Here is a 12,028-nt window from a genome sequence, read left to right on the forward strand (position 1 = left end):
CCGTTCATTACGGGTTTTAGGGTTATAAGAACATAAGTTTATCCAGCGGCAACATCAAACTGAAAATGTGCCGGAAGGTTGAACTGTTTGATAAACGCATGGTGCTGCTCATGGTAATGCCGTAGATCATAACCCAAATGATGCAGTTCCAGCAGCTTCACCAGAACCAGATTGAGGTGGATTCCCTTAGCAGCGGCAATCTGAGCAGCATCCAGCCCGCGCTTCGTCATTTGATAGACTTCATCACTGTCCAGCATCAGGTGGGATGTGAAAGCGTTATGCTCGTAAAGACGGATGTGCTTATCCTTAATGGTCAGAAACCTGTTCAGGGTATGCAAGTCCATAAGCAACTGATGTTCCAGATAATGCCCCAGCGCATAGCCACATACCATCTGCTTTGTCTGCTTGTCCAGCTGGCGATTGATAAGGATCAATGGCTTATCAAAATAGAGTGAAAGCAAACCCAACATATCTTTAATGCGGGATGTTTCACTGATGTCCAAACTACAACTGCGCGCAATCTGTTTAATGTTGCGAGTTCCGACATTTTGGACAAGTTCATTAGCAGCTTGGTGAATAAATGCAGAATCCATAATGTGATCTCCTTCCGGGGATGGCATAGTGAATAGAACAGTGATTTACAGGTTCATGATTCGTTCCTTTTCTCGTTTTTGTTCTCGATACTTAAAATAGGCTTTGTGCATTTCATACATGATGCCGTCCATATCCTGCGGGGTCAACTCTCCGCTGGCAAATAGCTCAGTAAGCTCAAATGCGAGATGCTGGGCTTCTATTTTGCCCTTTTTTCCGTAGGCTTCGGCGGCACGTTCGATAAATAAAGACTGATCCGGCTGTAAATAGGTCAGAGGTACATGGAATATATCGGCCATCTTTTCGAGCATTTCAATACTGCGAGGGTAGCGGCCATCCCGCTCCCATCCGATGATCGTTCGTTTGTTGATACCCAGACATTGTGCCAATTCGTCCTGGGTCAAAGAATGTTTCTTTCGTAGATCGCGAACTTTCTCTCCAAATTTCATGTTTGCAACCTTTCTATGGAGTAGTTGTCGTGCTGTAACGATGTGCAATGGAATTTGTAAATATTCGGCCTGTAAGATGCAACGAATTTTCACATTTTCCTCTTGACACGGCGATATTACTTGCTTATAATATATGCTATATTCTATCATCTTTTGAATTATTATACCGTAAAAATTGTGAATATGCAAGCTGAAAAAGGTGAAAAAAGAGCGGAAGTTCAAAAGGTGAAGTTGAATAAAAGAAAAGAAGAAACTTAAACCAACACAAAGGAGGCCGTGAAAAGATGAGCAACGGAGAACATGAAATCCGCACCCCAAAAGGGCTGCGGATCGGGAATCGCAGTGTCGTTGATGGAAAGAATATGCTCCAGATCAAGCGTGGTGGCTGTGAAGATTATATTTCTGCTGAATCTCTGGTGGAGTGTATTCACGGCCTTCCTGTGAAGAGTATCGAATTTTTCACAGCAGAGAACCAACGGAAAGAAGCCTGAAGCAGAGTGCTTCATCGGACACTGAAAGCGCAGAGGTGGAATCTTAGGCGGCACTTGGTTAGCCGACCAGCTCCATCAGACGTTCTTTTGGGTCTACAATATAATATCTGTTTGTTTAGAGCGATACCGTAGCAATATGTGATATAGGCCGGGACAGAATGAGCGAATGCAGCGCAGTAGTGCGCCTGCAAGTAGTTCATCCTGTTCCGGCTTTTTTTATTTTCTCGAAAATTTGTATTCCCAGGTGGCTCTACGGATTCATGTTAGTATAGGGACTTCAAAAAAATAGAAAGCAGCAAGAGGAATCTTAGATTCCCGTTCAAAAAAAACGGGTGAATCTGAGACGATTTTTGCTGCTTTTTTCAGTTCACCCGGAGCCGGAAGGCAGAAAGGTGGACAAAATGCTTACATTGAAAAAGGTCAAGGAAATGGTAAAAGCTCCTGCACATACCAAGCGCGTACCCTCTCCGAAGGTGCTTTTGGAAGAAGGCCGGATTTTTCTGCGTAAAGAATTTGAGCATGGTAGTCATCTGACACTCTATCACAACGGCTATGTTTGGTTTTCTGCTGGAAAGCGCAATACTGTGTTCCATATCCATGACTGCCGTGGGGACTATGCCTACGGTGCATCAAAAGGAAAGGGCGAAGTGATTAAGGAAGAATACTTTGAAAACTGCGAGTGGCATATTCGCGCACTGTTTGAGGGCGAACAGAGAGTGGAGGAATCACAGCTGAAGTGCGAGGGCGTAGGTCAGACCAAAGTGAGTGTGTCATATCATGCCGTGGCGGAAGATTGGGGAGAGATGGCAGACTCTGAAATCAATGTTCTGGATAAATATATTGAGAAGGAAGCACTTCATGCAATGATGGCGGTTCTGACGAAAAAGCAGCGTAACCTGATCTACCAGAATTATGTTCTTGACAAGACCCATCAGGAAATTGCAGATGGTATGGGAATTGCACGCGGGTCGGTTACAAGGTCTGTCAATCAGGCACTTGAACGGATTCGCCGCAAATTTGATTTTGAAGCACATTATGAATTGACAGTGGGAGACTTTACATGAAAAGGAAACAGCAGATGAGCAAGAATACCCGGCAGGCAGAGAACGTGGCAAGCGGTTCTGCTTATATCAATAGATGCGGTGAGTATACCATCGAGGCCGAATTTGCAGGCAGTAGTTCGTTGGAAAGCTGCATTGCAGCTTATCTCAATGAAAAATATCAAATTGAATAAAAATGAATGCTTCGATAATCCGTTAAAAATAAATGCGGGATAAAAAAATTCAAAAAATCTTTGGGAACTGTATCCCCCAAAGACCTTTCAAATTCATATTAGTGTAAGGGTCAGAAAAGAGAACCTTACGAAGCTCCTTGAAAACTGAATAAGCCATCCCAGAGAGATACTTCTGGCACTGAATGTGCATCCTGCGCGTCTTACCAGAGAAAACGCCGCTGAAATATGGGGCAGGAACGGGCTGGGGCAGAATGGCAAAGCTCAAATAACAGCAGATACACTGCGGCGGAGCATTGAAAACGTGTTCCGCCGCAGGAATGTACTGTTATTTTCAATAGTGCAAATCCAATCCGACAGGGGGTGATGAATTTACATGGAATACCCGTATTTCAAAGGTCTGGAAGCAGACCGATACAGCTTTTACCGTGTGCCGAAAGCACTGGTCAAGGCTGATCTGTTCCAGAAGATGTCCGGGGATGCCAAGCTGTTGTATGCTGTGCTGCTGGATCGTATGAGCCTTTCCATTAAGAACGGCTGGCAGGACAAGCACGGCAACGCCTACATTATCTGCACGATAGAGGAAGTTATGGACTCTATCCATTGCGCCAGACAAAAGGCGGTCAAGCTGCTGGATGAACTGGAACATGAGTTTCAGCTTATCGAGCGATGCAGGCAGGGACTTGGCAAACCCAATCTGCTGTATGTGAAAGACCTTTATGCGGGGCTTTCGCAATCAAACTACTGGAAGTATGAAAATCATACTTCCGGCGGTATGAAAAACGAACTTCCGGGAGTTCCAAAATCAAACGGAAGTAATACTGAGAAGATAAATAAGACAGATAATAGTGAAACTGATCTTATCTATCCCGCTGAATTACAGGAAGAAGAGCAGTACCGCCGCTATTTCAAGGAAGCTCTGGAACTGGAAATTCTGGAACAGGGCTACCCAGCGGATAAAGCGGTCCTGTATGAGATTCTGGAACTGTTGGTGGAAACCGTCACCAGCAGAAAGAAGTTCCTGCGTATCTGTGGGGAAGAAAAGCCGAAAGAGGTGGTGAAGAGCCGCCTGATGAAGCTGGATTCCTCGCATATCCAGTACATATTGGAGTGCTTGAAAGAAAACAGCACTCAGATTCGGAACATCAAGCAATACCTGCTGGCAACACTCTATAATGCACCTGTGACCGTGGATAGCTATTATTCCGCACAGGTTCGACATGAATTTGGGTGGGGCGGCAGGGTAGATAAAAATTAAGGAGGACAACCCCATGAACATCGTATTCATGAGTATGGACACGCTGCCCTCTACTCTGTGGGCGCGTGATCTGTATGACCAGATGCACATTCGCAGTGATTTCCGCAAGTGGTTCCCGCGTATGTGCCAGTATGGATTCATCGAGGGGCGTGACTACGAGTATATGCCCCGTGTCCGGCTGCAGGATGAGGGCGGGCGCACGGTCCAGCGGTATGTGAAAGACTACCGCATTACGCAGGACATGGCAAAGAAGCTCTGCAAACTGCACCACACGGCGGTCGGTGCGGCGTACCATCCGCAACCGTTTGAGTGGGATGCGCTGCTCGGCCTGCTGCATAAGAAGCCGCCGCGCCAGAGCAGCTACGAAGCGCAGTTGAGCGATTCGGACTCGCTGGTTACGACCACGCAAATCGCTAAAGAGTACGGCTGCGGAGCAAAGGTGTTCAATCGGCTGCTGCACTTGCACGGCATCCAGTACCGGGCCAACGGCCAGTGGGTACTGTATTCGGAACACCACGGCAAGGGCTATACGTCCAGCCTGACATTCCGGCTCCAGCGCAGCGATGGCTCCGAGGTGGAAAAGCTGCACACTGCATGGACGCAGAAAGGCCGGAAGTTCCTATATCACACTTTGAAGCGGCGCGGAGTGCTGCCGCTGGCTGAACAGGGAGGGTAATGCCTATGAATTTTACCGACAATCCGTTTGAACGCATGATGCGCCAGCGTCCGGGAACGGACAGCGGCCATCCCTGCAAGCACTGCCGCCACAAATGGGAGTGCGGCTATCTGCTGCACCAGTGCCGCAAGAAGTTTCGCTCGGTGCTGGGTGACACCGCACCGCCTGCAGCCGGGGCAGTCCGCCCCTGATGTAGCGGCGATAGATGGGAGGTGAGCATCTTGCAGGAAGAAGTAAACGAGAAAACCATCTCACTGTGCATCAAAGGAGGAAAAATCACCGCACAGATTTTGAAAGCAGCCCTGATAAAGCTGCTGGCAGAGATGGAAAAAAAGAAACAGCAGGTGAAAGGAGAAAAGAGCCAATGTAAGAAAACAGGTCGGCAGAGCATCAAGAGTTTGCAAAAGAGCGGCGCGCAGATCACGAACATCGTGGTTACGGACAATAATATCAAGTCCTTTGACCGGGTGGCCCGGAAGTATGGCATTGATTACAGTCTGAAAAAGGTGGAACAGGAGGGCAAAACAGAATACCTTGTCTTTTTCAAGGCCAAAGACGTGGATGTTATGACCGCCGCCTTTAAGGAGTACACCAGTGAAACGCTGAAAAAGCAGAAGCGTGAATCGGTGCGTCAGAAGCTGGAAAAGGTGAAAGAAGAACTTTCAAATCACCGCCAGCTCAAGAAAGAAAAGACGAGGGAGCAGGAACCGATACGATGAAGAATCTGAAAACACCTGCCCAACGTCCGCGCAAAGCACCGTCCAACCAGACGGGCGGCACGGCATGGGGCAAAAAACTAGCTGCGGAAATCAGCAGGATGGCGCAGGCAGCAGATATGAAAAAGCTGATCCTGCTGAATTTTCCATACATCATCGCCTTTTACATGGTGGAGAAAGCCGCATGGCTCTACCGTCATTGCAATGGCGATTCCGTGGTGGACAGGCTCATGGTTCTCTTTATGAACTTTGGACTGGCCTACAAAAGTGCCTTGCCTAGTTTTCACCCGTTCGACCTGATGGTGGGGCTGGTCGGCGCAGCTGTGCTGAAAGCAGTGATCTACTTCAAAGGGAAGAACGCGAAGAAGTATCGGCAAGGCGAAGAATACGGCTCTGCCCGATGGGGCAACCAGAAGGACATCGAACCTTTTATTGACCCGGTATTCGAGAACAACGTCATCCTCACACAGACCGAACGGCTGATGATGAGTGGTAGACCAAAGCATCCGAAGTATGCTCGAAACAAAAACGTCATTGTGATCGGCGGCAGCGGAAGCGGTAAGACCCGATTCTACGTCAAGCCCAACTTGATGCAAATGCCCGAAAAGGTCAGCTATGTCCTGACAGATCCCAAAGGCACAATTATTGTCGAGTGCGGAAAAATGCTCTCGGATGCTGGGTATAAAATTAAAGTCCTGAACACCATCAACTTCAAAAAATCCATGCGGTACAATCCGTTCCATTACATCCGCAGCGAAAAAGATATTCTGAAGCTGGTCAATACCATCATCGCCAATACAAAGGGGGATGGTGAGAAGTCCGGTGAGGATTTCTGGGTCAAAGCGGAACGCCTACTCTACTGCGCACTGATCGGCTACATCTGGTATGAAGCCCCGGAGGAGGAGCAGAACTTCTCCACGCTGCTGGAGTTCATCAACGCCAGCGAAGCCCGTGAGGATGATGAAGAATTTAAGAATCCTGTGGATGAGCTTTTTGATGAACTGGAACAGAAGAAACCGGAGCATTTTGCAGTTCGCCAGTATAAGAAGTATAAGCTGGCGGCAGGTGTTGTATGCTTTAAGAGACTTATTCATCACGATATGAGTAAGTCTCTTAAAACATATAAGGCTACAAAGCAGAAAGGAGACCCCCATGAGCAAACAGAAAATAACCGCCCTGTATGAGCGTTTGAGCCGTGACGATGAACTGCAAGGCGAGAGTAATTCCATATCCAATCAGAAAAAATTATTGGAGGAATACGCCGCACAGCAAGGCTTTACAAACTGTGTCCACTTTACGGACGATGGAATAAGCGGGACTTGTTTCGATAGACCCGGCTTTCTTGATATGATGCGGCAAGTCGAAGCCGGAAATGTGGACTATCTGTGCATTAAGGACATGAGCCGTCTGGGGCGTGATTATCTCAAAGTCGGTCAGATTATGGAGATTTTACGCCAGAGAGGTGTCCGTCTCATTGCCATCAATGACGGTGTGGACAGTGCCAGAGGAGACGATGATTTTACCCCTTTTCGCAATATCATGAACGAATACTACGCCAGAGACACAAGCCGCAAAATCAAGTCCACTTTCAAGACCAAAGGCATGACAGGCAAGCATCTGACAGGGACGGTCATTTATGGTTATCTCTGGAATGAGACGAGAGACCAATGGATTGTTGATGAATACGCCGCCGAGGTTGTCAAGCGTATTTTTGCTATGACGATTGACGGCTACGGACCGTATCAGATTGCAAAGAAGCTGTCCGAGGACAAGATACTCATTCCCTCTGCCTACCTTGCACAGCATAACGAGGGCGTGAACAAAAACAAGACTTTCAAGGATGTGTACGGTTGGGGTTCTTCCACTATCGTCAATCTGTTGGACAAGCGTGAATATCTCGGTCATACCGTCAATTTCAAGACCCGAAAGCACTTTAAGGACAAGAAAAGCCATTATGTCCCGGAGGACGAATGGACGATTTTCGAGAATACCCACGAAGCCATTATCAGCCAAGAGACTTTCGACCTTGCACAGAAAATCCGAAGCAAGGTCAGACGATACCCCGATGGATGGGGCGAAGCTGCTCCCCTCACAGGCTTGCTCTACTGTGCCGATTGCGGCGGCAAGATGTATGTCCACCGCACTAACAACGGCAAGCGTATCTCTCAATACACTTGCTCACAGTACACAAAAGTCCCTTGTGGAACGCTCTGCAAGACACAGCACCGTATCAATGAAGATGTGGTACTTTCCCTTGTCTCCGATATGCTCCGAGCCATAGCCGAGTATGCAAAGCATGAGCGAGCCGAGTTTGTCCGAGTGGTACAAGAAGCACAGTCCAGTCAGCAGACAAGCGAGGTCAAGAAGCAACGCACAAGGCTTGCTACGGCAAAACAGCGTGTTTCAGAACTGGAAGTTTTGCTCTGTAAAATTTATGAGGACAATGTATTGGGCAAGCTCCCCGATGCCAGATATGCCGTTCTGGATGCACAGTACGCAAAGGAACAGGCGGCACTTACCGCCGAGATTGCAACACTTGAAAAGGCTGTCGGAGATTATGAGAAGCATGAGAAATCCGCAGACCGCTTTATCGCTCTGATTGACAAGTATCAGAACTTCGACAAGCTGACAAATACCATGCTCAATGAGTTTGTCGATAAAATCCTTGTCCATGAGCGAGCCAGAAAAGGCAGTCGAGAGACTACGCAAGAGGTTGAAATCTTCTTTAACTTTGTCGGGCGTTTCGTCCCTCCGGCATTTGCCGAAGTGGAGCTTACACCGGAAGAATTAGAGGAAATCCGCAAGCGTGAGGAACGCAAGGACAAACTTCATCAGAACTACTTGAAGCGTAAAGCCAGCGGTGCCCAGAAGCGTTATGAGGACAAAATCAAGGCGGCAAAGAAAGCCGAGATGGACGAAAAGAAAAATGCCATTCGAGCCGAGGATATTGCAAGGGGCGTATTTATCCCTGTCAGCAATCTTCCGAAGCGAGAACCACAGAAAGGAGCTATCACAGCATGAACGAACTGAAAGCGAGAATCCATGAAAACGGCATTGACTATGTCCTTGTGGGAGATTACTATGTGCCGGATTTGAAGCTGCCGGAGGAAAAGCGACCTATCGGGCATTGGGGCAGACTTCACAAAGCCTATTTGCAGAACTACCGCCCCACCGTTTACAACGAGCTTGTTTTGTCCTGTCGGCTTCATTCCGTCCTTGCGGATCTGAACGAACAGGCAAATGACCGCTTCTCTCTGATTATGGAGCAGATGGCAAGAGCCGAGGGCGTGACAGAGCAAATGAAAGCGGAAAATCAGATGTTGTGGGTGCAGTCTATGAACTCTATCCGCAACCGAGCCGAGGAAATTGTCAAGCATGAAATGATTTACTGCCATTATAGCGGAGGGGGTGATTAAATGATTATGGAAGCGATTTTCGGCGGCGATATGTACCCATTGGAGAACATTGTACCGCAACAGGACGGCTACAAGGCAGAGGTCAAAGCCATTGCCGACCTTATGGACGAACTGGCGAACAGGTTTTCAAAAGCTGACTTTTCCAAAGTGGAGGAGCTTCATCAGCGAATGACGATTATTCAGCAGTACGAAAGCACCGAGCATTTTAAGTGCGGACTGTCCACAGGATTGCTACTTATGAAAGAAGCCTATGAATATCCACTCAATCCCAAAGAGGATTAAAAAAACAAGGTCTGAACCCGACAATTTAATACCGTAATTCAAGCGGCAAGTGTTTCGTTCTTCGTGAAATGCTTGTTGCTTTTATTAACCTTAAATCTTAATCTTTCAAGGAGGAACCCACTATGAATATGAACATCAATGAAAAGAAAGCTCTTTATGCTTTTGGCTGTCCGAATCGAGAAGCGACCGTTCAACGCTTGCGTCTTGTGGCTGCACTTGCTCCCGACCCTGCGGCTAAGAAGCTGTTTTTCGCTCTGGCAGTCAAGTTGAATGACAAGGACTGTGACCGTTGGTATCGCTGTTTCTTCTACAACATGAGGGTGGAAATGGAACGCTTTGCTCACCACAAGTATGTGCCGGACAGCTATCCTGTTCCGATTATGGAGGGGCTTTATGAGTAAGCTGACGAAGTATGAGAAAGAAACAATCGTCCTGTTTAATGAAGCAGACGAAGAAGCTCATATCCAGACTTACAATGCCGGACTTCGGAAACGCCTTGAAGCGTTCAGCAAGAAGTACCCCGACCTCTGCCGTTTGGATATGAGTATGGGGCAAGGCGGTGTGTCCTATTGGATTGACAAGTCCAGATTGTCTATCCGCTTTCAGCCGCCCATGAGCGAGGAACGCAGACGAAAAGCAAGCGAATTGGCGAAGCAAAACGGTTTTAACGGTCAGAACGGATAATGTAGCTTTTCGGGTCTGTTTGCGGTCAAAATGTCGGGTCTGTACCCGATGTTTTGACTGTTACATATCGTCAAGGTATAAAGTCCTTACCTACCCAAAAAAGGAAAAGTATGCGTTATGGAGCTAATATGAACTACGAATTTACCGCAAGAGTGTTGATTTATTCACACTTGCGTGATATAATAATAGAATATGTAAGCACAAGGAGGGTAAGCTATGGCGGTAACATATAAAAAGTTGTTTCATTTAATGATTGACAAGGGTATGAGCAATGCGGAATTGATGGAACAGGCAGGTTTTAGTGCCAACATCATAACCCGATTGAAACGAGATAATTACCTTTCCCTTGACACCATCGAAAAGATATGCAACACACTCCATTGCGGAGTTGATGATATTCTTGAATTTATACCTAACGAAAAAGGCAATGATGCCAGAAATCCTTTCAGCAAGGAGAATACATGATGAGTAAATTATTATTAGTGGAGGATGACCAAAGTATCGTATCCTCATTATCGGACTATTTAGGAAATGAAGGGTTCAAAATCGAAAGTGCTTCCGGGCAAAAAGAAGCAATAGAAAAATTGGATAACGACCAATACGATATAGCCTTGGTGGATATTCAATTATCAAATGGAAATGGCTTTTCTGTTTGTTCTGCAATTAAAGAAAGAGGAACTATGCCGGTTATTTTCTTAACGGCGTCTGATGATGAATATAGTGTTGTGGCAGGACTGGACATGGGAGCTGACGATTATATCAGTAAACCATTTAGACCAAGGGAGCTTCTTTCAAGGATCAACAGCGTATTAAGGAGAACTAAGAACACGCAAAACATTATCAGCTACCATGACTTAGTTGTGGACACAAATCAAGCAACCGTGGTAAAAAACGGAACAGAGATTTTATTGTCTGCTATGGAATATAAGTTGCTGTTAGTCTTTTTGCGTAACAAAGGTATTGTCCTTTCTCGCAGAAGATTGTTGGAGCTTTTATGGGACACTACCGGAGAGTTTATCAATGATAATACGCTGACTGTTTACATGAAAAGGCTGCGTGACAAAATTGAAACAAATCCACAGGAGCCGGAAATCATAATTACCGTTCGTGGGCTTGGCTATAAGGTGGGTTGATATGGACTTTATCAGAAATAAAGAAGTTAAAAGGCAGATTGTTGTCAGCAGTATTCTTATTCTATTTTGGGGCGGCATTGGCATTATCGTTGATAGCAAAGCTGTGTGGATTGTTCTGTCGGCTATCATTTCATCAAGTGCAGTTTCCCTCTTTTTTACATATCAGAGATACAAGAAAATTGCTGATTTTAGTTTGCATATTGATAGGCTGCTGCATGGAGATGAAACGATTTCTTTTGGGCAGTTTCAAGAAGGCGAATTATCTGTTTTACATGATGAAATATCTAAGATGACAAGACGACTTATTGAACAGGCAGAAGCTCTGAAAATGGAGAAAGGTAATTTGGCGAATGCTTTAGCCGATATTTCACATCAATTAAAAACACCTTTGACATCGCTGAATATCCTAAATGCTTCTCTGTGTAATGAGGAACTGACTGACGAAGAAAGGTATGAGCTGATCCGCAAACAGACTATGCTCTTATCAAGAATGGAGTGGCTGATAGCCACACTTCTGAAAATATCCAAGCTGGATGCAGGAACGATTACTCTAAAGCCACAGGAGATATACTTAAAAGATGTGGTAGAAAAAGCAATTCGTCCTCTGGAGATTGCGGCAGAATTAAAAATGCAGACAATAACGCAAGTGATTCCGGCAGAACTGAAACTTGCTCTTGATGCTGATTGGACTGCTGAAGCCTTGGGGAATGTAATTAAAAACTGTATCGAACATTCACCAGAGAGCAGCAGTATTGAAATCAAGGCAATAGAAAGACCTCTTTTGACACAGATCATTATAGCGGATAATGGAGCAGGTTTTCGGAAAAAGGATATACCGCATCTATTTGACCGATTTTATCAAGGAAGTGGCTCTACAATCGGTAATGCCGGTTTGGGGTTGGCTCTGGCAAAAACAATCATCGTCAATCAGGGCGGCGTCATCCAGGCGAAAAACCGGAAGTCAGGCGGTGCAGAATTTGAAATCTGCTTTTATCGGGGGACTGCTTAATGCAGCCCCTTTTTAAGTGACATTTTTGTAATGAAAAAGTAATGAAGCAGTCACTTGGCTTTGCTATACTGAATTGCAAAAATATATGGAGG

General features: G+C 46.1%; 16 protein-coding genes and 1 pseudogene. 15 read left to right on the forward strand and 2 right to left on the reverse strand.

The window, feature by feature from the left end; all coding sequences use genetic code 11:
• Positions 1-38 precede the first annotated feature (38 nt).
• Positions 39-593, reverse strand: a complete 555-nt coding sequence (locus FN001_RS04740) for an ImmA/IrrE family metallo-endopeptidase (RefSeq protein ID WP_185911838.1) — start codon at positions 591-593, stop codon at positions 39-41.
• Between the two features lie 45 nt (positions 594-638).
• Positions 639-1,040: a helix-turn-helix transcriptional regulator gene (locus FN001_RS04745; RefSeq protein WP_055185268.1), complete on the reverse strand. Its 402-nt coding sequence runs from the start codon at positions 1,038-1,040 to the stop codon at positions 639-641.
• 284 nt (positions 1,041-1,324) lie between these two features.
• Between FN001_RS04745 and FN001_RS04750 the strand changes: the two genes are divergently transcribed.
• The 15 genes and pseudogenes from FN001_RS04750 to FN001_RS04820 all read left to right on the forward strand — a co-directional run bounded on the left by FN001_RS04750 (position 1,325) and on the right by FN001_RS04820 (position 11,936).
• On the forward strand, positions 1,325-1,531 hold the full coding sequence (locus FN001_RS04750) for a hypothetical protein (protein ID WP_097776605.1): 207 nt from the start codon (positions 1,325-1,327) through the stop codon (positions 1,529-1,531).
• Positions 1,532-1,932: 401 nt separating this feature from the next.
• The gene (locus FN001_RS04755) at positions 1,933-2,595 is read left to right on the forward strand and encodes a sigma-70 family RNA polymerase sigma factor (protein ID WP_142411003.1); all 663 of its coding nucleotides are present in this window, start codon (positions 1,933-1,935) and stop codon (positions 2,593-2,595) included.
• Positions 2,592-2,765 (forward strand): hypothetical protein, encoded by a 174-nt coding sequence (locus FN001_RS17990; RefSeq protein WP_185911839.1) that lies wholly within the window; start codon positions 2,592-2,594, stop codon positions 2,763-2,765. Before FN001_RS04755 ends, FN001_RS17990 begins: the two co-directional genes overlap by 4 nt.
• Before the next feature lie 373 nt (positions 2,766-3,138).
• Positions 3,139-4,020: a DUF6017 domain-containing protein gene (locus FN001_RS04760; protein ID WP_142411004.1), complete on the forward strand. Its 882-nt coding sequence runs from the start codon at positions 3,139-3,141 to the stop codon at positions 4,018-4,020.
• A gap of 13 nt (positions 4,021-4,033) precedes the next feature.
• Positions 4,034-4,696, forward strand: coding sequence for a phage antirepressor KilAC domain-containing protein (locus FN001_RS04765; RefSeq protein WP_142411005.1), 663 nt, complete (start codon positions 4,034-4,036; stop codon positions 4,694-4,696).
• 5 nt (positions 4,697-4,701) lie between these two features.
• Positions 4,702-4,887 carry a hypothetical protein gene (locus FN001_RS04770; RefSeq protein ID WP_055185257.1) on the forward strand — a complete coding sequence of 62 codons (186 nt, stop codon included), beginning with the start codon at positions 4,702-4,704 and terminating at the stop codon, positions 4,885-4,887.
• A 30-nt stretch (positions 4,888-4,917) separates the two neighbouring features.
• Positions 4,918-5,415: a PcfB family protein gene (locus FN001_RS04775; protein ID WP_142411007.1), complete on the forward strand. Its 498-nt coding sequence runs from the start codon at positions 4,918-4,920 to the stop codon at positions 5,413-5,415.
• A 98-nt stretch (positions 5,416-5,513) separates the two neighbouring features.
• Positions 5,514-8,433 (forward strand): annotated as a pseudogene (locus FN001_RS18370) (DUF4368 domain-containing protein).
• On the forward strand, positions 8,430-8,828 hold the full coding sequence (locus tag FN001_RS04790; RefSeq protein WP_055163287.1) for a TnpV protein: 399 nt from the start codon (positions 8,430-8,432) through the stop codon (positions 8,826-8,828). Before FN001_RS18370 ends, FN001_RS04790 begins: the two are co-directional and overlap by 4 nt.
• Entirely contained in the window at positions 8,829-9,110 is a 282-nt protein-coding gene (locus tag FN001_RS04795; protein WP_055163288.1) for a DUF6809 family protein, read from the forward strand.
• Between the two features lie 122 nt (positions 9,111-9,232).
• Positions 9,233-9,511 carry a hypothetical protein gene (locus tag FN001_RS04800; RefSeq protein ID WP_070101529.1) on the forward strand — a complete coding sequence of 93 codons (279 nt, stop codon included), beginning with the start codon at positions 9,233-9,235 and terminating at the stop codon, positions 9,509-9,511.
• On the forward strand, positions 9,504-9,794 hold the full coding sequence (locus FN001_RS04805) for a hypothetical protein (RefSeq protein WP_055163289.1): 291 nt from the start codon (positions 9,504-9,506) through the stop codon (positions 9,792-9,794). Before FN001_RS04800 ends, FN001_RS04805 begins: the two co-directional genes overlap by 8 nt.
• A gap of 216 nt (positions 9,795-10,010) precedes the next feature.
• Positions 10,011-10,259, forward strand: coding sequence for a helix-turn-helix domain-containing protein (locus FN001_RS04810; protein WP_055163290.1), 249 nt, complete (start codon positions 10,011-10,013; stop codon positions 10,257-10,259).
• Entirely contained in the window at positions 10,259-10,927 is a 669-nt protein-coding gene (locus tag FN001_RS04815) for a response regulator transcription factor (RefSeq protein WP_055163291.1), read from the forward strand. The genes FN001_RS04810 and FN001_RS04815 overlap by 1 nt, the downstream gene beginning before the upstream one ends.
• A 1-nt stretch (position 10,928) precedes the next feature.
• Positions 10,929-11,936: a sensor histidine kinase gene (locus FN001_RS04820; protein ID WP_055163292.1), complete on the forward strand. Its 1,008-nt coding sequence runs from the start codon at positions 10,929-10,931 to the stop codon at positions 11,934-11,936.
• Positions 11,937-12,028: the final 92 nt, after the last annotated feature.

Source organism: Clostridium sp. Marseille-P7770, from assembly GCF_902143525.1.
GTDB lineage: Bacteria > Bacillota > Clostridia > Lachnospirales > Lachnospiraceae > Pilosibacter.